This window comes from Streptomyces sp. R-74717, from assembly GCF_047305335.1.
Classification (GTDB): Bacteria; Actinomycetota; Actinomycetes; order Streptomycetales; family Streptomycetaceae; genus Streptomyces; species Streptomyces atratus.
The window spans coordinates 6675013-6695108 of record NZ_CP102361.1; the positions used below are offsets into that span (position 1 = coordinate 6675013).

General features: G+C 71.1%; 18 protein-coding genes. 17 read left to right on the forward strand and 1 reads right to left on the reverse strand.

The window, feature by feature from the left end; genetic code table 11:
• The first annotated feature begins 193 nt into the window (after positions 1 to 193).
• The 9 genes from hrcA to NRF20_RS30605 all read left to right on the forward strand — a co-directional run bounded on the left by hrcA (position 194) and on the right by NRF20_RS30605 (position 10926).
• Positions 194 to 1210: a heat-inducible transcriptional repressor HrcA gene (gene hrcA, locus NRF20_RS30565; protein WP_072483581.1), complete on the forward strand. Its 1017-nt coding sequence runs from the start codon at positions 194 to 196 to the stop codon at positions 1208 to 1210.
• Positions 1211 to 2347, forward strand: a complete 1137-nt coding sequence (gene dnaJ / locus NRF20_RS30570) for a molecular chaperone DnaJ (protein WP_398628689.1) — start codon at positions 1211 to 1213, stop codon at positions 2345 to 2347. It begins immediately after the preceding gene.
• Between the two features lie 124 nt (positions 2348 to 2471).
• Entirely contained in the window at positions 2472 to 3548 is a 1077-nt protein-coding gene (locus NRF20_RS30575) for a nitronate monooxygenase (protein WP_413753676.1), read from the forward strand.
• Entirely contained in the window at positions 3545 to 4291 is a 747-nt protein-coding gene (locus NRF20_RS30580) for a 16S rRNA (uracil(1498)-N(3))-methyltransferase (RefSeq protein WP_413753677.1), read from the forward strand. The genes NRF20_RS30575 and NRF20_RS30580 overlap by 4 nt, the downstream gene beginning before the upstream one ends.
• Positions 4292 to 4604: 313 nt before the next feature.
• Positions 4605 to 5138, forward strand: coding sequence for a hypothetical protein (locus tag NRF20_RS30585; RefSeq protein WP_398628686.1), 534 nt, complete (start codon positions 4605 to 4607; stop codon positions 5136 to 5138).
• A gap of 80 nt (positions 5139 to 5218) precedes the next feature.
• Positions 5219 to 8452: a S41 family peptidase gene (locus NRF20_RS30590; protein ID WP_413753678.1), complete on the forward strand. Its 3234-nt coding sequence runs from the start codon at positions 5219 to 5221 to the stop codon at positions 8450 to 8452.
• Positions 8453 to 8611: 159 nt separating this feature from the next.
• Positions 8612 to 8971 (forward strand): histidine triad nucleotide-binding protein, encoded by a 360-nt coding sequence (locus NRF20_RS30595; protein WP_093897094.1) that lies wholly within the window; start codon positions 8612 to 8614, stop codon positions 8969 to 8971.
• Between the two features lie 18 nt (positions 8972 to 8989).
• Entirely contained in the window at positions 8990 to 9898 is a 909-nt protein-coding gene (locus NRF20_RS30600) for a ribonuclease Z (RefSeq protein WP_413753679.1), read from the forward strand.
• Positions 9899 to 9933: 35 nt separating this feature from the next.
• Positions 9934 to 10926 (forward strand): adenosine deaminase, encoded by a 993-nt coding sequence (locus NRF20_RS30605; RefSeq protein WP_398628683.1) that lies wholly within the window; start codon positions 9934 to 9936, stop codon positions 10924 to 10926.
• Here the strand turns inward: NRF20_RS30605 and NRF20_RS30610 are convergent.
• Complete coding sequence (locus NRF20_RS30610; protein WP_413753680.1) at positions 10890 to 12248, reverse strand: MFS transporter; 1359 nt, start codon at positions 12246 to 12248, stop codon at positions 10890 to 10892. The genes NRF20_RS30605 and NRF20_RS30610 overlap by 37 nt on opposite strands.
• 339 nt (positions 12249 to 12587) lie before the next feature.
• On the opposite strand from NRF20_RS30610, the gene NRF20_RS30615 reads away from it, so the two are divergent.
• The 8 genes from NRF20_RS30615 (at position 12588) to NRF20_RS30650 (ending at position 20077) form a co-directional block, all read left to right on the forward strand.
• The gene (locus NRF20_RS30615) at positions 12588 to 13712 is read left to right on the forward strand and encodes a carbohydrate kinase family protein (RefSeq protein WP_398628681.1); all 1125 of its coding nucleotides are present in this window, start codon (positions 12588 to 12590) and stop codon (positions 13710 to 13712) included.
• A 139-nt stretch (positions 13713 to 13851) separates the two neighbouring features.
• Positions 13852 to 14880, forward strand: coding sequence for a PhoH family protein (locus NRF20_RS30620; RefSeq protein WP_266361610.1), 1029 nt, complete (start codon positions 13852 to 13854; stop codon positions 14878 to 14880).
• A 12-nt stretch (positions 14881 to 14892) separates the two neighbouring features.
• Positions 14893 to 15390 carry an rRNA maturation RNase YbeY gene (gene ybeY / locus NRF20_RS30625; protein WP_093897100.1) on the forward strand — a complete coding sequence of 166 codons (498 nt, stop codon included), beginning with the start codon at positions 14893 to 14895 and terminating at the stop codon, positions 15388 to 15390.
• Positions 15387 to 16679 (forward strand): hemolysin family protein, encoded by a 1293-nt coding sequence (locus NRF20_RS30630; RefSeq protein ID WP_266361611.1) that lies wholly within the window; start codon positions 15387 to 15389, stop codon positions 16677 to 16679. The genes ybeY and NRF20_RS30630 overlap by 4 nt, the downstream gene beginning before the upstream one ends.
• Positions 16676 to 17029 carry an MmcQ/YjbR family DNA-binding protein gene (locus tag NRF20_RS30635; RefSeq protein ID WP_398628680.1) on the forward strand — a complete coding sequence of 118 codons (354 nt, stop codon included), beginning with the start codon at positions 16676 to 16678 and terminating at the stop codon, positions 17027 to 17029. Before NRF20_RS30630 ends, NRF20_RS30635 begins: the two co-directional genes overlap by 4 nt.
• 58 nt (positions 17030 to 17087) lie before the next feature.
• Positions 17088 to 17441 (forward strand): cytidine deaminase, encoded by a 354-nt coding sequence (locus tag NRF20_RS30640; protein ID WP_398628679.1) that lies wholly within the window; start codon positions 17088 to 17090, stop codon positions 17439 to 17441.
• A 216-nt stretch (positions 17442 to 17657) separates the two neighbouring features.
• Positions 17658 to 19040, forward strand: coding sequence for a beta-xylosidase (locus NRF20_RS30645; RefSeq protein ID WP_398628678.1), 1383 nt, complete (start codon positions 17658 to 17660; stop codon positions 19038 to 19040).
• Positions 19041 to 19132: 92 nt separating this feature from the next.
• Positions 19133 to 20077, forward strand: a complete 945-nt coding sequence (locus tag NRF20_RS30650) for a WxL protein peptidoglycan domain-containing protein (protein ID WP_413753681.1) — start codon at positions 19133 to 19135, stop codon at positions 20075 to 20077.
• Positions 20078 to 20096 lie beyond the last annotated feature (19 nt).

A 20096-nucleotide genomic window follows, 5' to 3' on the forward strand; every position in this document is an offset into this window, starting at 1 on the left:
CGACGCTATCGGCAACGACCTGCGCAGTCTCGCGGTAGCGTGACCGGTCGCCCTTGCTAGGCCCCCACTCGGCCGCCGTACACTGGCCGGGGGATTGCTGGCACTCGTGAGGACAGAGTGCCAGGGGGATTCCTGGGAATGAAGCAGGAACGGCCCGAGAACCACCGAGGAAACACAGCTGGAGGTGTGCGCGATGCTCAGCGAACGCAGACTCGAAGTGCTGCGCGCCATCGTCCAGGACTATGTCGGCACCGAGGAGCCCGTGGGCTCCAAAGCGCTCACAGAGCGGCACAAGCTGGGGGTCTCCCCGGCCACCGTTCGCAACGACATGGCTGTGCTGGAGGACGAGGGTTTCATCGCCCAGCCCCACACCAGCGCGGGTCGCATCCCGACGGACAAGGGCTACCGGCTCTTCGTCGACAAGCTTGCGGGCGTCAAGCCCCTCTCGTCGCCGGAACGTCGTGCCATTCACAATTTCCTCGACGGCGCGGTCGACCTCGACGATGTCGTGGGCCGCACCGTACGGCTGCTCGCGCAGCTGACCCGGCAGGTCGCCATCGTGCAGTACCCCTCGCTGACCCGGTCGACGGTTCGGCATGTGGAGCTGCTGTCACTGGCAGCCGCCCGGCTGATGCTCGTGCTGATCACGGACACCGGCCGGGTCGAGCAGCGCATGATCGACTGCCCCGCTCCGTTCGGTGAGACCTCTCTCGCCGATCTGCGGGCCCGGCTCAACAGCCGGGTCGTCGGACGCCGTTTCGCGGATGTCCCGCAGCTGGTGCAGGATCTGCCGGAATCCTTCGAGAGCGAGGACCGGGGAACCGTGTCCACCGTGCTCTCCACCCTGCTCGAAACCCTCGTCGAGGAGACGGAGGAGCGGCTGATGATCGGCGGCACCTCCAACCTCACCCGCTTCGGGCACGACTTCCCTGTGATGATCCGGCCGGTGCTGGAGGCATTGGAGGAGCAGGTCGTGCTGCTGAAGCTGCTCGGCGAGGCCAAGGACTCGGGCATGACCGTACGGATCGGGCACGAGAACGCCCACGAGGGGCTCAACTCCACGTCCGTCGTCGCGGTCGGCTACGGTTCGGGCGACGAGGCAGTCGCCAAACTCGGCGTGGTCGGACCGACCCGCATGGACTACCCCGGAACGATGGGAGCGGTACGCGCAGTGGCACGTTACGTCGGACAGATCCTGGCGGAGTCGTAAGTGGCCACGGACTACTACGCCGTACTCGGCGTGCGCCGCGACGCATCTCAGGACGAGATCAAGAAGGCATTCCGTCGGCTCGCTCGCGAGCTGCATCCGGATGTGAACCCCGATCCGAAGACCCAGGAGCGGTTCAAGGAGATCAACGCCGCCTACGAGGTGTTGTCGGACCCGCAGAAGAAGCAGGTCTACGACCTCGGCGGCGACCCGCTGTCCGCCTCCGGCGGCGGTGGCGCGGGCGGATTCGGACAGGGTGGCTTCGGCAACTTCTCCGACATCATGGACGCGTTCTTCGGTACGTCGTCGCAGCGCGGACCGCGTTCGCGCACCCGGCGCGGCCAGGACGCGATGATCCGGCTGGAGATCGATCTCGCCGAGGCCGCGTTCGGCACCACCAAGGACATCCAGGTCGACACGGCCGTCGTCTGTACGACCTGCAGCGGCGAGGGCGCCGCACCCGGCACCTCCGCCCAGACCTGTGACATGTGCCGCGGCCGCGGCGAGGTCTCCCAGGTCACCCGGTCCTTCCTGGGGCAGGTCATGACCTCGCGGCCCTGCCCGCAGTGCCAGGGCTTCGGTACGGTCGTGCCGACCCCGTGCCCGGAGTGCGCCGGCGACGGCCGCATCCGTTCGCGGCGCACGCTCACCGTGAAGATCCCCGCCGGTGTCGACAACGGCACCCGCATCCAGCTCGCGGGCGAGGGCGAGGTCGGCCCCGGCGGCGGCCCGGCCGGCGATCTGTACGTGGAGATCCATGAGCTGCCGCACTCGGTGTTCCAGCGCCGCGGCGACGACCTGCACTGCACGGTCACCATCCCCATGACAGCGGGCGCGCTCGGCACCAAGGTGCCGCTGGAGACGCTCGACGGCCTGGAGGAGGTCGACATCCGGCCCGGCACCCAGTCCGGCCAGTCGGTACCGCTGCACGGCCGCGGGATCACGCATCTGCGGGGCGGCGGACGCGGCGATCTGATCGTGCACGTCGAGGTCATGACCCCGATGAAGCTGGACCCGGAGCAGGAGCGACTGCTGCGGGACCTGGCGAAGGTGCGCGGCGAGGAGCGGCCCACCGGCCAGTTCCAGCCCGGGCAGCAGGGGCTGTTCTCCCGGTTGAAGGACGCCTTCAACGGGCGCTGACGGCCCCCGCACACCGTTCCCTGCCGCCGGACGGGCTCGTCTGCCGAGCCCGTCCGGCGTTTGAGGACAAAATGGACCGCAGGCCGCGCACGCCCAGGCATGCCGGACGTGACACGATGCGGTCATGTCATCCGTGTTGACCGATCTCTGCCGGTATCCGGTCGTGCAGGCCCCGATGGCGGGTGGTGCGTCCTGTCCGCAGCTCGTCGCGGCCGTCGCCGAAGCGGGCGGGCTGGGCTTCCTCGCCGCCGGGTACAAGACGGCGGACGGCATGTACAACGAGATCAAACAGCTGCGCGGGCTGACCGGTCGGCCTTTCGGCGTCAATCTCTTCATGCCGCAGCCGGGCCTCGCCGACCCGTGCGCCGTCGAGGTGTACCGGCATCAGCTGGCCGGTGAGGCCGCCTGGTACGAGACCCCGCTCGGCGACCCGGACTCCAGCGGTGGCGACGACGGCTACGAGGCCAAGCTCGCCATCCTTCTGGAGGACCCGGTCCCGGCAGTCTCGTTCGCCTTCGGCTGCCCAACACGCGACACCCTCGACGCGTTCGCCGGCGTCGGCACGTACACCGTCGTGACGGTCACCACGCCCGAGGAGGCCCAGGCCGCCCAGTGGGCAGGGGCCGACGCGGTCTGTGTCCAGGGCATAGAGGCGGGCGGTCACCAGTCCACCCACCGCGACGACCCGCAGACCGACGGCACCGGGATCGGACTGCTCTCCCTGGTGTCCCAGGTCCGTGAGACCGTACAGGTGCCGATCATCGCCGCGGGCGGGCTGATGCGCGGGTCCCAGATCGCCGCGGTGCTCGCCGCGGGCGCGGAGGCGGCGCAGCTCGGCACGGCGTTCCTCGTCTGCCCCGAGTCCGGGGCCAATCTGCTGCACAAGCAGGCACTGACCAACCCGCTGTTCGTACGGACCGCCCTGACCCGGGCGTTCTCCGGCCGCCCGGCCCGCGGTCTGGTCAACCGCTTCATGCGCGAGCACGGCCCGTACGCCCCCGCCGCCTACCCGCAGGTCCACTACCTGACGGCCGGGCTGCGCACGGCGGCGGCAAAGGCCGGGGACGCCCAGGGCATGGCACTGTGGGCGGGGCAGGGGCACCGGATGGCACGCGAGCTGCCCGCCGGCCGGCTGATCGGACTGCTCGCCGAAGAACTGGACGCCGCACGGGCGGCAGTGAGCACAGGGAGTACGCAGTGACCGCACCGGTCTTCGTCGTCGAACAGGTCCCCGATGGGCCCGAGTTCGTCCTGGAAGGACCCGAGGGTCGACATGCCGTATCGGTGAAGCGGCTGCACGCCGGTGAGGACGTCGTGCTGACGGACGGCCGCGGCCGTTGGACGGAAGGCGTCGTCAGGGCCGCCGAGGGCAAGGACCGGCTCGTGGTCGCCGGCCTGGCGACGATTCATGAGGAGCCCTGGCCCACACCCCGTATCACCGTCGTCCAGGCACTGCCCAAGGGGGACCGCGGCGAGGTCGCCGTCGAGACGATGACGGAGACCGGTGTCGACGCGATCGTGCCCTGGCAGGCGTCGCGCTGCATCACGCAGTGGAAGGGCGACCGCGGCCTCAAGGCCCTCACGAAGTGGCGCAACACCGCCCGGGAGGCGGGCAAGCAGTCGCGCCGGGTGCGTTTCCCCGAGGTGGCGGACGCACTGACGACCAAACAGGTTGCCGCACTTCTGGCCGCGGCGGACTTCGCCGCCGTCCTGCACGAGGACCGGGGCCACGACAGTGAGCCGCTGGCCACCGTCCAGCTCCCCACCCAGGGCGAGATCGTGCTGGTCGTCGGCCCCGAGGGCGGTGTGTCGCCGGACGAACTGGCGGCCTTCGACGCGGCGGGCGCCCGGACCTGCCGGCTCGGAGCGTCCGTCCTGCGCACCTCGACGGCGGGCACGGCGGCGACGGCACTGCTGCTGGGGCGCACCGGTCGCTGGGCGTAAGACCGACCGGCAAATGGGGGGCGGCGTCGCGGGGCTGGGCACGCACTCCCCCAAGGCATTAAGGGCCAGGGGGGACCCCCTCCGGCGTTGTCGTCAATCACCAACTTCCCCAAGCTCTCGGCTTCGCTCGAGCAGGGGAGACCCCATCGCATTGCCTCCCTCCTCCGCCTTGCAGCTGCACGCACCCAGCCCCGCTCCTTCTCCCACCCCCCATTTGCCGGTCGGTCTAAGCCCCCGCCGGTGCGCCGGAGCCGCCCCGTTGTGGCCGCAAGCCGTCTACCGCGTCATGGGGGAACGGTGGGAAGCTGCCCGTATGGGGACATCAAGGGCATGGGGTCAGGGAAGAACCCGTCGCTTTCTGGCCGCGTCCGCACTCGCGGGCGCGGCGGTCGCAGGTGTTGTGGCCTGTGAGCCGACGGGCAGCCTGAACTCCGCATCCATCGCCGTGACCACCGACCTGACCGGCACCAGCGCCCTGGAGCGCAACGGGGTCGATGTGCGGTGGCTGAACTGCACGGCCGACGTCGTCGGGGACCGGCTCCAGGGTGCGTCGCCCTCCGCCTCCACGCGTCGGATCGCGGACGTCGACTGCACCGGAAGGACGGGGAGCGGCAAGGACATCACGATCACCGGCACAGTGACCCAGGCTCTCGACGGGCGATGTGTGCGGGGCGACCTGACCGCCAGGACCGGCGGGAAGGCCGTCTTCCGGGCAAATGTGCTCGGCAACTGCAACGCCGCCCCGTCGACCTTCGGGGCGAATCCGCCCCGGGGCAGCGGCAGTGGCGGCGCCCGGCCGACGGTCACCGTGACGGTCACGGTGACCGAATCACCCCTGGGCAAGTGAGTGTGCCCGGCACCGGACCACCCGGCGGACTCCGGCCAACCCAGTTCCGCGGAGCACGTCAGCGGCCTAGGGTGATCCGTGTGACGCAGCCTGCCTACCTCCGATACCCCCATGTCCAGGGCGATTTGATCGCCTTCACCGCCGAGGACGATGTCTGGCTGGCGCCGCTGGACGGCGGCCGAGCCTGGCGCGTCAGCGCCGACAACCGACCTGTCACCAACCCGCGGATATCTCCCGACGGAACCCGCGTCGCCTGGACGTCCACCCGGGACGGGGTGCCCGAAGTACATGTCGCACCGGTCGACGGTGGCCCCTCCAAGCGGCTCACGTACTGGGGCGACCCGCGGACCTCCGTACGCGGCTGGACGCCCGAGGGCGACGTACTGGTCATCAGCACCCAGGGGCAGGCGTCGCTGCGGCGCAGCTGGGCCAGGGCCGTCCCGGTCGACGGCGGGCCCGCGCGGACCCTGCCGTACGGGCCGGTCGGCTCCCTCGCGTACGGGCCCGGCGGACGGGTCCTGCTGCTCTCGGCCACCATGGGGCGCGAGGCCGCCGCCTGGAAGCGCTACCGGGGCGGCACCGCGGGCAAGTTGTGGATCGCGGGAGCGGGCGCGACCGACGGCCCGGCGGAGTTCGTACGGCTGCACGAGGACCTCGACGGGAACATCGAATCCCCGATGTGGGTGGGTGACCGCGTCGCCTTCCTTTCCGACCACGAAGGCGTGGGCGCGCTCTACTCCTCGCTCCCCGACGGCTCGGATCTGCGCCGGCACACCGGCATCGAGGGGTTCTACGCCCGCCACGCGACCACCGACGGAACCCGCGTCGGCTACTCCTCGGCGGGTGAACTCCGGCTGCTGGACGACCTCGAAGGCTCCGAGCCCCGTCGTGTCGACATCCGGCTCGGCGGCCAGCGCGCCGACCTCCAGCCCCACTCGGTGCACGCCGGCAGCCACCTCGACTCCGCGTGCCCGGACCGTACGGGCCGCGGCAGTGCCGTCGGGACGCGCGGCGCCGTCCACTGGGTCACCCACCGCGAGGGCCCGGCCCGGGCGCTCGCCGTCGAACCGGGCGTACGTGCCCGGATGCCCCGCACCTTCCAGGCCGACGGCGACCAGCACGCCGTCTGGGTCACCGACGCCGAGGGCGACGACGCCCTGGAGTGCGCACCCGCCACCGGCACCGCGCCGGGCGCCGTACCGCGCCGCCTCGCCGCGGGCCGTATCGGCAGGGTCCTCGACCTGGAGGCGGCCCCGGACGGCAGCCGGTTCGCCGTCGCCGCGCACGACGGGCGGGTACTGATCGTCGAGCGGGAGAGCGGCGAGGTCCACGAGGTGGACCGAAGTGAGCACGGCGACGCCTCGGGCCTTGTCTTCTCGCCCGACTCCTCCTGGCTCGCCTGGTCGCACCCCGGGCCCGAGCCGCTCAGGCAGCTCAAGCTCGCGCACCTCGCCGATCTGTCGGTCGCCGAGGCCACCCCGCTGCGCTTCCGGGACTTCGCCCCCGCGTTCACCACCGACGGCAAGCACCTCGCGTTCCTCTCCGAGCGGTCCTTCGACCCGGTCTACGACGCCCATGTCTTCGACCTGGCGTTCATCGGCGCCTGCCGTCCGCATCTGCTGACGCTCGCCGCCACCACGCCCTCCCCGTTCGGGCCGCAGCGCCACGGCCGCCCGACCGAGAAGGAGAAGAGCGGCGGCGAGGGCGAGGACAATCCCACTGCGCTGCCCGTCACCCGGATCGACCTCGACGGACTTGCCGACCGGATCGTGCCGCTGCCCGTCGAGGCCGCCAGCTACTCCACGCTGCGCGCCGCGAAGGACGGGCTGCTGTGGCTGAGCCACCCGGTGACCGGGGTGCTCGGTACCAGCGGCGCCACACCCGACGCCCGCCGGCCCGAGACCGTCCTCGAACGGTACGACCTGGAGAAGCTGCGCTGCGAGGAACTCGCCTCGGACGTCGACGGCTTCGCGGTCAGCGGCGACGGCAAGCGGATCGTCCTGCACACCCGGGGCAAGCTGCGCGTCGTACCGTCCGACAGCCGTGTCCCGGCCGGCGACGACGACCACGACGGGGGCGGCGACAGCGTCACCGTCGACCTCTCCCGGATTCGCCGGACCCTCGACCCGGCCGCCGAGTGGCGTCAGATGTACGACGAGGCCGGGCGCATCATGCGGGACAACTTCTGGCGTCCCGACATGGGCGGCATCGACTGGGACGGAGTCCTGGACCGCTACCGCCCGGTGCTGGAGCGCGTCGCCACCCATGACGACCTGATCGACCTGCTGTGGGAGGTGCAGGGCGAGCTCGGCACCTCCCATGCCTATGTGACGCCGCCCGGCGGATGGTGCGACGACTCGGCCCGGCAGGGGCTGCTCGGTGCGGACATCTCCCGTACGGACGAGGGCAGTTGGCGCATCGACCGGATCCTGCCGTCCGAGACCTCCGACCCGGCGGCCCGCTCGCCGCTCGCCGCACCCGGGGTGGCGGTGCGCGTCGGGGACGCGATCATCGCCGTCGACGGGCACCCGGTCGACCCGGTGGCCGGGCCCGGACCGCTGCTCACCGGTTCGGCCGGCAAACCGGTCGAGCTGACCGTCACACCGGTGGACGGCGGTGACCCGCGCCATGTCGTCGTCGTACCGGTCGCCGACGAGGAGGCGCTGCGTTACCACGCGTGGGTCGCCGACCGGCGGGCCTACGTCCACGAGCACTCAGGCGGACGCCTCGGCTACCTCCATGTCCCCGACATGGTCGGCTCGGGCTGGGCGCAGCTCCACCGCGACCTGCGGATCGAAGTGGCCCGCGAGGGGCTGGTGGTGGACGTCCGGGAGAACCGGGGCGGTCACACCTCGCAGCTGATCGTGGAGAAGCTCGCCCGGCGCATCGTCGGCTGGGACCTGCCGCGCGGGATGCAGCCGTACAGCTACCCGGAGGACGCACCGCGCGGCCCCGTGGTGGCCGTCGCCAACGAGTTCTCCGGCTCGGACGGCGACATCGTGAACGCCGCGATCAAGGCGCTGCGCATCGGGCCGGTGGTCGGCACGCGTACCTGGGGCGGGGTGGTCGGCATCGACAGCCGGTACAAGCTCGTGGACGGGACGTCGGTCACCCAGCCCAAGTACGCGTTCTGGTTCGAGGGTTACGGCTGGGGTGTGGAGAACCACGGGGTCGATCCCGACGTCGAGGTCGTGATGGCGCCGCAGGACCATGCCGCGGGGCGCGATCCGCAGCTGGACGAGGCGATCCGGATCGCGCTCGCGTCGCTGGCGGAGACGCCGGCGAAGCGGGCACCGGAGCGGCCGGGGGCGTAGCGGGCGGGTGCGCCTGCGGCGGGCCCTGCCCCCAGCCTCCTCTGCCCGAACCGGGGCTCTGCCCCCGGATGCGGGAAGGGGCGGGCAGGGGAGCGAGCCCGCCGCAGGCGTCCCGATACCATGCCGTACAACGATCACCACCGACCGAGGAGCCGACCCATGGCGGGAGAACCGCAGCCCGACTGCCTGTTCTGCAAGATCGTCTCGGGTGACATCCCGGCAACCATCGTCCGGGAGACCGAAACCACCGTCGCCTTCCGGGACATAAACCCGCAGGCCCCCACCCACGTACTCGTCATCCCCCGCGTCCACCACCCGGACGCCGCCGCCCTCGCCGCCGCCGAGCCGGGGATCGCCGCCGACATACTGCGCGAGGCCGGACACGTCGCCGCCGACGAGAAGATCGTGGACAGCGGCTACCGGGTCGTCTTCAACACCGGTTCCGGCGCCGGCCAGACCGTCTTCCACGCGCACGCCCACGTACTGGGCGGCCGCGGACTGCAGTGGCCCCCCGGCTAGAACGGTCGATCGCACACCGTGTCCGTACGTGAACTCGTGGTCCTCGGCACCGCCAGCCAGGTCCCGACCAGGCACCGCAACCACAACGGCTATCTGCTCCGCTGGGACGGCGAGGGAATCCTCTTCGACCCGGGTGAGGGCACTCAGCGCCAGATGCTGCGGGCCGGCGTCGCCGCGCACGACATCAACCGGATCTGCGTCACGCACTTCCACGGTGACCACTCGCTCGGCCTGGCCGGGGTGATCCAGCGGATCAACCTCGACCAGGTCCCGCACCCGGTCACCGCGCACTACCCGGCGAGCGGGCAGCGCTTCTTCGAGCGGCTGCGGTACGCGACCGCCTACCGCGAGACCGTCGAGCTGACCGAGGCCCCGGTCGCCGCCGACGGCGTGCTCGCCACCACGGACGCGTACACGCTCAGCAGCCACCGGCTCTCGCACCCCGTCGAGTCGTACGGCTACCGGCTCGTCGAGCCGGACGGGCGCCGCATGCTGCCCGCGAAGCTCGCCGAGCACGGCATCAGGGGGCCGGACGTCGGCCGGATCCAGCGGGAGGGCTCCCTCGGCGGCGTCACGCTCGACGACGTCTCCGAGCGCAGGCGCGGGCAGCGGTTCGCGTTCATCATGGACACAAGGCTCTGCGACGGCGTGCACGTGCTCGCCGAGGGATGCGACCTGCTGGTCATCGAGTCGACCTTCCTCGACGAGGACGAACGACTCGCCACCGACCACGGCCATCTGACCGTCGGCCAGGCGGCCCGGGCGGCCCGGGACGCGGGCGTACGGCACCTCGTGCTGACGCACTTCTCGCAGCGGTACGACGACCCGGCCGTCTTCGAGGCCCAGGCCCGCGCCGCGGGGTTCGAGGGCGAACTGACCGTCGCCCGGGACCTCGGCCGGGTTGCCGTGCCCACCCGGCACCTCTGAAACACATCAACACCATTTGTGAGCGTGAAAAACCCGTGCCCCTCCCCAAAGCCGAACTCCACCTCCACATCGAAGGAACCCTCGAACCCGAGCTGGCCTTCGCGCTCGCCGAACGCAACGGCGTGCAGCTGCCGTACGCGAACACCGAGGAGCTCCGCACCGCCTACCTCTTCGACGATCTGCAGACCTTCCTCGATCTGTACTACGCCCTGATGGCGGTGCTCCGGACCGAGGAGGACTTCGAGGAACTCGCCGACGCCTATCTCACCCGCGCCGCCGCCCAGGGCGTCCGGCACGCGGAGATCTTCTTCGACCCGCAGGCACACACCGCCCGCGGTGTGCCGATCGGCACGGTCGTCGACGGGCTCGGCCGGGCGCTGGACCGCAGCGAGGAGAAGCACGGCATCTCCACCCAGCTGATCATGTGCTTCCTGCGCGACCAGTCCGCCGAGTCGGCGCTGGAGACCCTGGAGGCCGCGAAGCCGTATCTGCACCGGATCAGCGCGGTCGGCCTCGACTCGGCGGAGGTCGGGCACCCGCCCGTCAAGTTCCGTGAGGTGTACGAGGCGGCCGCGGCGCTCGGGCTGCGCAAGGTCGCACACGCCGGCGAGGAGGGCCCGCCCGAGTACATCTGGGAGGCCCTGGACGTCCTCGGGGTCGAGCGTATCGACCACGGGCTGCGCTGCATGGAGGACGCGGACCTGGTGAAGCGGCTCGTCGCCGAGCGGATGCCGCTCACGCTCTGCCCGCTGTCCAACGTACGGCTGCGCGCCGTCGACACCCTGGAGGACCACCCGCTGCGGGCCATGCTGGATGCCGGGCTGCTCTGCACGGTGAACTCCGACGACCCCGCCTACTTCGGCGGATACGTCTCAGACACCTTCCACGCCGTCCACGAGGCGCTCGGCCTGGAGCGTGAGCAACTGCGCACGCTGGCCCGCAACTCCTTCGTGGCGGCCTTCCTCGACCACGACGAGGAGCGCAGGGCGCGCTATCTGGCCGAGGTCGAGGCGTACGAGTTCGACTGACCGGCCGCACCCGACGGGCCGGCGGTCAGGAACGCGTTCCTGACCGGGCGCCTGCGACGCAGCGCGGGCAGGCTGATCTCCGTGACGGCCTGCTCGGGCGCGCCCAGCTTGGGCACGGCACCGGGCACCGCTCCGGTGGTGACGGCGAGCAGCGCGGCCGGTGCGCCGCCCCTGCGGCGCACCGATCCCGGCACCAGCGGACGGCCACCGGTGTGCAGGGCGACAGCCGTGACCGGGGCCGCGACCAGGAGCGTGACGGCGCCCAGGATCAGGCCCATGACCGGATAGCCGGCCTGCTCGGACAGCACGCTGCCGAGCACCGGTCCGCAGGCCACTCCGACGGATGACGCGGAGCCCGCGAGCACCGCCCAGCGGCCGCGTACGTCCAGGGAAGCGGCCAGGCCGATCAGATACGACAGGACCACCGGGTACACGGTGTTCCACAGGATCTCGCCGGTCGCGAACGAACCGAGATTCCCGGCCGACGAGCTGAGCACGATGCTCACCGCGATGATCACGGTGCCCAGACCGATCGGTACCGCACGGCCGAGCCTGGCGCCCAGCACTCCGGCGCCCATCACCCCGAGCAGACCCGCGCCGAGCGCGGCGGCGAACACCGCACCGACGGTGACCTCGGAGAGCCCGGCCCGGACCACACCGATCCGGCCGCTGACGCCCCACAGCGCGTTCTGCGCCATGGACCAGACGAGCATTCCGCCCGCCAGCACCAGACCGGAACGGCGGTGCGGCAGCCGGCCGGCGACGGGGGCGGCGGGACCACTGGGCGCGGCACCGCCGAGCCGCGCGGTGGCGGGCCAGACGAGCAGGGCGGCCAGGGCGATCGAGGCGAACGGCAGCCGGTGGCCGCCGCCGAGGTGCGGGATCGTCAGATAGAGAGCGCCCGCCGTCGCGGAGACGCTGAGCAGACCGAGCGACGAGGTCCGGTGCGGATCGCGCTGGGCGGCGATGCCCGCCGCGGCCACCGCGGTCGCCGTGCCGGAGCCGAAGCCGCCGATCATCGCGCCCATGACGACCAGCGGCACGGAGCCCGCCAGCGCTGCGCAGCCGTATCCCACCATGGCCAGCACCAGTCCGGTCCGGGCCGCCCTTCGCGGTCCGTACGTCTCGACCCGGCCCGCCAGCGTGAACCCGGCGGTGGCCGAGCTCAGCAGCAGGGCGCTGCCCACCAGACCGGCCTGGGCCGTACTGAGGCCCAGGTAGACGGAGAGCCGCCCGACGATGGTGGGGAGCAGATAGGCGGCGAGGTAACCGGCGGTGAACACGGCGACCAGGGGCCACGCGGCGCGAGGGCGCGAGGACATGGGCGTTCCTGAAGACATGCCGAAGGAGGCAGAGAAGGCAGGGGAGGGCAATGCGGGAAATACGGAGGGAGGCGGGGCACGCGGCGGCGACTGTTGCCGACGGGGCTCGCGGGCCAATTTGTATCAACTGCTTCAGGGTGACCGAAAGGCACCCCTGTGTGATCCGGGCCACATATGCGTTTACCCTTCGAACGTCCGGGTAGCAGCTGCCGTTTATGCAGGTCAGCATCTGTGTGCGCGGGGTCGTTGCCGACCCTCCGGGAGCGGCGGCGCGGACCCTCCGGTTACGCGGGTGAATCGGGCACACTGGCCAGATCTGCCACGACCGGGGAGTGCAAGGTGAGCACAGACATTCCAGGCATCGACCCACTGGTCGGGCTGCGCGCCCCGCAGGACCCGGCCTGCGACGTCTTCCTCACCGGCACGGTCTTCCTCGACATCATCTTCACCGGCCTGGACAGCGCCCCGGTGCGCGGCACCGAGACCTGGGCGCGCGGCATGGGCTCCAGCCCCGGCGGGGTCGCCAACATGGCCACCGCGCTGGCCCGGCTGGGACTGCACACCTCACTGGCCGCGGCGTTCGGCGACGACCACTACGGGGAGTACTGCTGGGACGCCCTGGAGCAGGGCGAGGGCATCGATCTGTCGATGTCGCACACCGTCCCCGGCTGGCACTCGCCGGTGACCGTCTCGATGGCGTACGAGGGCGAGCGGACGATGGTCTCGCACGGCCACGAGGCCCCGGGTCCCGCGGGCACCCCCGGCGTCGCGATCCCCGCCGAGGAGCCCGTGTTCCCGAGCTGCCCGCCCCGTGCCCGGGCCGCCATCGCCTCGCTCGTCCCCGGCCGCAGCGAGCCCTGGGTCGCCAAGGCGGCCAGGAACGGCGCCCGGATCTTCGCCGACGTCGGCTGGGACGAGACCGGCCGCTGGGACCTGGACGCCCTCGTCGACCTGGAGCACTGCCAGGCCTTCCTGCCCAACGCCGAGGAGGCGATGCGCTACACCCGCACCGACTGCCCGCGGGCCGCCGCCCACGCCCTGACCGAGCGGGTGCCGCTCGCCGTGGTCACCCTGGGCGCGGAGGGCGCGTACGCGGTGGACGCGGCGACCGGGGCGAGCGCCGAGGTGCCCGCGATCGAGGTCGAGGCGCTGGACCCGACCGGGGCGGGCGATGTCTTCGTCGCCGGATTCGTCACCGGCACCCTGGCGGACTGGCCGCTGGCCGACCGGCTGGCCTTCGCCGGACTCACCGCGGCGCTCTCGGTGCAGGAGTTCGGCGGATCGCTGTCGGCGCCGGACTGGGAGGAGATCGCCGCCTGGTGGCAGCAGGTCCGCACCTTCGCCGACCAGGACCCGGCGGCGCTCCAGCGATACGCGTTCCTGGAGGAACTGCTGCCCGCGGCGGCCCGGCCGTGGCCGCTGCGCAGGGCCGTCCCGACGATCGGCTTCCGCCGACCGGCGTAACCCCGGGCACATGTGTTCGCAGCCTGTGCGAAAAAGCCCTCGGTGTTGTCGGTGCGGAGTCGTACGCTTGGTAATCCAGAGGTTGTCGATCGGCGAGAACCTTGCAACGGGAGGTATGTGCAGGCCACAGAGCCGGCCCATGACTCAGACATCCACAGCCCAGACCCCCGCGCCGGGGCAGGCACGAGCCCAGTTCACCGTTCCGGCCAAGCATCCGATGGTGACCGTTCTGGGCTCAGGTGACGCCCTGCTGCGCGTGATCGAGACGGCCTTCCCGGCGGCCGACATCCATGTCCGGGGAAATGAGGTCAGCGCCGCCGGAGACGCGACGGAAGTCGCCCTGATCCAGCGCCTGTTCGACGAGATGATGCTGGTGCTCCGCACCGGTCAGCCGATGACGGAGGACGCAGTGGAACGCTCGATCGCCATGCTGAGGGCGACGGAGAGCGGCGAGGGGGACGGCCCGGAGACACCGGCCGAGGTGCTCACCCAGAACATCCTCTCCAGCCGCGGTCGCACGATCCGCCCCAAGACGCTCAACCAGAAGCGGTACGTCGACGCCATCGACAAGCACACGGTCGTCTTCGGCATCGGCCCCGCGGGCACCGGCAAGACCTATCTCGCCATGGCGAAGGCGGTCCAGGCCCTGCAGTCCAAGCAGGTCAACCGGATCATCCTGACCCGCCCCGCCGTCGAGGCGGGCGAGCGGCTCGGCTTCCTGCCGGGCACGCTCTACGAGAAGATCGACCCCTACCTGCGTCCGCTCTACGACGCGCTCCACGACATGCTCGACCCCGACTCGATCCCGCGGCTGATGGCGGCGGGCACGATCGAGGTCGCGCCCCTGGCGTACATGCGCGGCCGCACGCTCAATGACGCGTTCATCATTCTCGACGAGGCGCAGAACACCAGCGCCGAGCAGATGAAGATGTTCCTGACCCGGCTCGGCTTCGACTCGAAGATCGTCGTCACCGGTGACGTCACCCAGGTCGACCTGCCGAACGGGACCAAGAGCGGTCTGCGTCAGGTCCAGGACATCCTGGACGGCGTCGAGGACGTGCACTTCTCCCGGCTCACCTCCCAGGATGTCGTCCGGCACAAGCTGGTCGGCCGTATCGTCGACGCGTACGAAAAGTACGACAGCCGAGACAGCCACAAACGGAAGTAGTCGCAGCGCACCATGTCGATCGACGTCAACAACGAGTCCGGAACCGAGGTCGACGAGCAGGCGATCCTCGACATCGCCCGCTACGCGCTCGCGCGGATGCGGATCCACCCGCTTTCCGAACTCTCGGTGATCGTGGTGGACACCGACGCCATGGAGCAGCTCCACATCCAGTGGATGGACCTGCCGGGACCCACGGATGTCATGTCCTTCCCGATGGACGAACTCCGTCCGCCGTCCAAGGACGACGAGGAGCCCCCGCAGGGGCTCCTCGGTGACATCGTGCTCTGCCCGGAAGTCGCCAAGAAGCAGGGCGAGGACGCTCAGACGCAGCACTCCATGGACGAGGAGCTCCAGCTCCTCACCGTCCACGGAGTGCTGCATCTCCTCGGGTACGACCACGAGGAGCCGGACGAGAAGGCCGAGATGTTCGGTCTCCAGGCCGCGATCGTCGACGGCTGGCGCGCCGAGCACGGCCTGACCGGCCCGTCGCCCGCGCCCACCGTGTCGTGAGCGTTCCCCTCGTCCTGGGTGCCGTCCTGCTGGTCGTCGTCGGCTGGCTGGCGGCCTGTGCGGAGGCGGGCATCGCCCGTACGTCCAGCTTCCGGGCCGCCGAGGCGGTCCGTTCCGGCCGGCGTGGCAGCCAGAAGCTGGAACAGGTCGCGGCTGATCCGACCCGCTATCTCAATGTCGCCCTGCTGGTGCGGGTCGCCTGCGAGATGTCGGCCGGTGTGCTCGTCACGTACGTCTGTCTGAAGGAGTTCCCGGAGACCTGGGAGGCACTGGCCGTCGCCATGGCCGTGATGGTTCTCGTCTCCTATGTCGCCATCGGTGTGTCGCCGCGCACCATCGGCCGCCAGCACCCGCTGAACACGGCCACGGCGGCGGCGTACGTCCTGCTGCCGCTCGCCAGGGTCATGGGCCCCGTCCCGCAGCTGCTGATCCTCATCGGCAACGCGTTGACGCCGGGCAAGGGGTTCCGCAAGGGACCGTTCGCCAGCGAGGCCGAACTGCGGGCGATGGTCGACCTCGCCGAGCAGGAGTCGCTCATCGAGGACGAGGAGCGCCGCATGGTGCACTCGGTCTTCGAGCTCGGTGACACGCTCGTACGCGAGGTCATGGTGCCGCGGACCGACCTGGTCTGCATCGAGCGCTACAAGACGATCCGGCAGGCGCTGACCCTGGCGCTGCGCTCCGGTTTCTCGCGGATCCCCGTCACCGGGGAGAACGAGGACGACATCGTCGGCATCGTGTACCTCAAGGACCTGGTCCGCAAGACGCACATCAACCGCGAGTCGGAGGCCGATCCGGTCTCCACGGCGATGCGGCCGGCGGCGTTCGTGCCCGACACGAAGAATGCCGGCGATCTGCTGCGCGAGATGCAGCAGGACCGCAGCCATGTCGCCGTCGTGATCGACGAGTACGGCGGCACGGCGGGCATCGTCACCATCGAGGACATCCTCGAAGAGATCGTCGGCGAGATCACCGACGAGTACGACCGCGAACTCCCGCCCGTCCAGGAGCTGGAGGACGGCTGCTTCCGGGTGACCGCGCGCCTCGACATCGGCGACCTCGGGGAGCTGTTCGGCCTCGACGAGTACGACGACGAGGATGTGGAAACGGTCGGCGGACTGCTCGCGAAGGCGCTGGGCCGGGTGCCGATCGCCGGGGCGTCGTCGGTCGTCGACCTGCCGGACGGCCGCCGGCTGCGGCTGACCGCGGAGTCTCCGGCGGGCCGCCGGAACAAGATCGTCACGGTGCTGGTGGAGCCCGTGGGGCCCCAGGGGGTGGACGCGGGGTGACTCCGCAGCAGCTGAGAGCGTTCTGCCTGGAGTTCAATGCGGGCGTCGAGGAGTTCCCGTTCGGGCCGGAGACGTCCGTCTTCAAGGTGCTCGGCAAGATGTTCGCGCTCACCGCGCTGGATGCGCGACCGCTGACGGTGAACCTCAAGTGCGATCCGGACGAGGCGGTGCGGCTGCGGGAGGAGTACGACGCGGTGGTGCCGGGCTGGCACATGAACAAGCGGCACTGGAACACGGTGACGGTGTCCGGGGTGCCGGACCGGGTGCTCCGTGAGCTGATCGAGGACTCCTACGACCTGGTGGTGGCGGGGCTGCCGAAGGCGGAACGGCTGCGGCTGGACCGGGCGTAGGTCCCCGCAGGAGTGGGGCGGGGCGGGGAACGAGTCCTCCGGTTCGTATGCTCGGCACATGACTGAGAGCACCGACCTCGGCCCCGAGGACCGCAAGATCGTCACGCTGGCGCGCAGCGCCCGCGCCCGCAACGGTGTCCCGGAGGGCGCGGCCGTACGGGACGAGACCGGACGTACGTACGTCGCGGGCACCGTGCAGCTGGAGTCGCTGAAGCTCAGCGCGTTGCAGACCGCCGTGGCGATGGCCGTGGCCAGCGGCGCCACCTCGCTGGAGGCGGCCGCGGTCGTCTCCGAGGTGCAGACCCCGTCGGACGCGGACCGCGCCGCGGTACGGGACCTGGGCGGCCCGGACACGCCGGTACTGCTTGCCGGACCCGACGGCACGCTGCGGGTCAGCGTGACGGCGGGCTGACGTCGACAGAATCCACACACCGTGTACGAACGCCCCGCACCTCACCGGCGCGGGGTGTTCGCACACCATGTGAGGGGAATGAGGATCTTGACAGCATCTGATGGTCCATCAGTCGGCGCATTTCGCTTCCATTGACTTCTTTTCGGCCGGAGTCGTCAATGGGCCCCCTGTCGGCGCAGAAGAGCCGCTGCGCCGCATCCGGCAGGAGGGGGCTCCATGCGTCCGACCGTTCGAAGAATCAGCCTGCATAGATCCGATTTCCGAAAACGTCCCGCGCGCGGCCGCCGCTGGGCCGCCGCGCTGGGCGTGGGCGCGCTCGTCGTCGCCGGGGGAGGGGGACTCGCAGGCCCCGCACAGGCCATGGCGACGGCCTCCGTACCGGTGGACTTTCCCACCCACTGCATTCCGCCGGCCATCGCGGGCATCCCGCCGATCGACGGGACCACGAAGGCCGAGATCACCGTCGACAACGCCGCCCCGGAGGTGGGCGACACGGTCACGGTCACGTACACCGTCGTCAAACCGGCCGCGAGCAACCCGGTCGATCTGGCGCTGCCCGCCGACATCATGACGCCGACCGGCAAGGTCACCGTCGGCGGTGCGCAGTCCGCGAGCGTCACCGTCGCGGGCCCGAAGAAGAACGGCCCCGTACCCGGCAAGGGCGAATTCCCGCCGTTCTCGATGACCGGCACCTTCACGGTCACCGCACCCGGTCAGATCACGCTGTCGCCCGGCGACTACAACATCCACACCAGCTACATCATGGAGCTGGACACCCCCTGCACGGTGACGAATCCGCCCGCTCCCGTCTCCGAGACGATCATCGCGACGGACGGCGGCGGCCAGGTCAACGAGCGTGCCATCCAGCTCGGGACCGCATCCGGCAAGGCGGGCGACGCGGTCGCCGTGACCGGGTCGAAGTTCACCGCGGGCGCGGACGTCACGCTCGCGGGCCGGGCCGGTGACACCCGGACCGCCGACACGGCCACCGTCAAGGCGGACGGCTCCGGCGGCTTCAGCGGCCGGCTCACCGTCAACGATCCGGCGACCACCGGAATCGTCGCCTACGAGGGCGGCAGCTGGGACGCGGCCAAGGGCGCGGGCCCGCAGGCCTACACCGTCACCGGTGGCGGCGGCGAGATCCCGGACGGCAGCCAGCGGCTCAACTCGTCCGTCAAGGCGGGCACGCTGTCCATGGTCCAGGCCGGGGACACCGTCGAGATGTCGGCGGTCGACTTCGGGAGGGGCGGCGCCTCCCGCGGCTCCCTGCAGACGGTGACGGTCGAGGACTACCGCGGCGGACCCGCCGGCTGGTCCCTGACCGGAAAGGTCACCGACTTCAAGGGTCCAGGCGGCGCGACGATCGGCGCATCCGCACTCGGCTGGACCCCGGTCTGCGCGACGAAGGCCGGCAGCCCCAGTACCTGTGCGGCCGGTTCCGAGGGACCGGTCGGCAGCGCGGGCGCCACGCTGGCGTCCACGCCGAACGGAAACTTCACCGGCGGCGAGTTCACCGTCGACGCCCGGCTCGCGCTGAACGTACCGGCGTACACCGCCCCCGGCGCCTACTCCGGCGTGCTCACCCTCACCCTCACGTGACCGAGCAGCCCCGATCAACCGGTGGACCGGGCGCGCACCCGCCCGGACCGCCCCGAACCGAGACCAACCGACCGACCCGGAGGCCTTGCACCGTGCGCAAGCTGTACGTACTCCTCGTGGCCGGCGCCCTCATGCTGATGGGAGCCCCGGCGGTCCACGCCGCGGACAACGGCAGCTGGTCGGTCTACCCGGCCACCACACAGGCCGGTCAGCGCCCGTACTTCTACCTCTCCGCCGACCCCGGCGCCACGCTCGACGACAAGGTCACCGTCACCAACAAGACGGACCGGCCGCAGACCTTCCGGCTGTACGCGGCCGACGCCTACAACACTGCACGCGACGGCGGATTCGCCGTCCGCGCCCAGAACGAGAAACAGCGCTCGGTCGGCGCCTGGGCGAGGACCGGCCGCGAACGGGTCACCGTGCGCCCGCACGGCTCGGTCACCGTCCCGGTCACCATCACCGTCCCGAAGGACGCCGAGCCGGGCGACCACCCCGGCGCACTCGTCGCCCTCGACGAACGCATCGACCCCGCCGACGCGGGAGCCGTCGCCGTCGGCATCCAGAAGGCGGTGGGTGCCCGGATCTATCTGCGGATCAACGGTCCGACCATGCCCGCGCTCTCCGTCGACGACGTCGAGGTCGAGCACACCCAGCCACTGGTCCCGGGCACCGGCAGGAGCCGGGCCGTTGTCTCGTACACGCTCCACAACCGGGGCAATGTCACCCTCAACCCCAAGGTCGCTCTCAAGGCCGAGGGCCTCTTCGGCCGCACCCTGCTCGCCCGGGATCTCAAGAAGATCCCCTCCGAACTGCTGCCCCGCCAGCAGGTCAGGCTGACCGAACAGTGGGCCGACGCGCCCCAGCTGGAATGGGGCGAGATAGAACTGACCGCGAGCGCCCGCGACACCCGCGAGTCCGCCGCCGTCTCCTACTTCGCACTGCCCTGGCTGGTGGCCGGGGTCCTGCTGGTGATCGTCGGCGGGGGTACGGGGATGTGGATTCGGGCCCGTCGGAGCCGTACCCGCAGGGCCTGAGACGACGCGCAACAGGCCC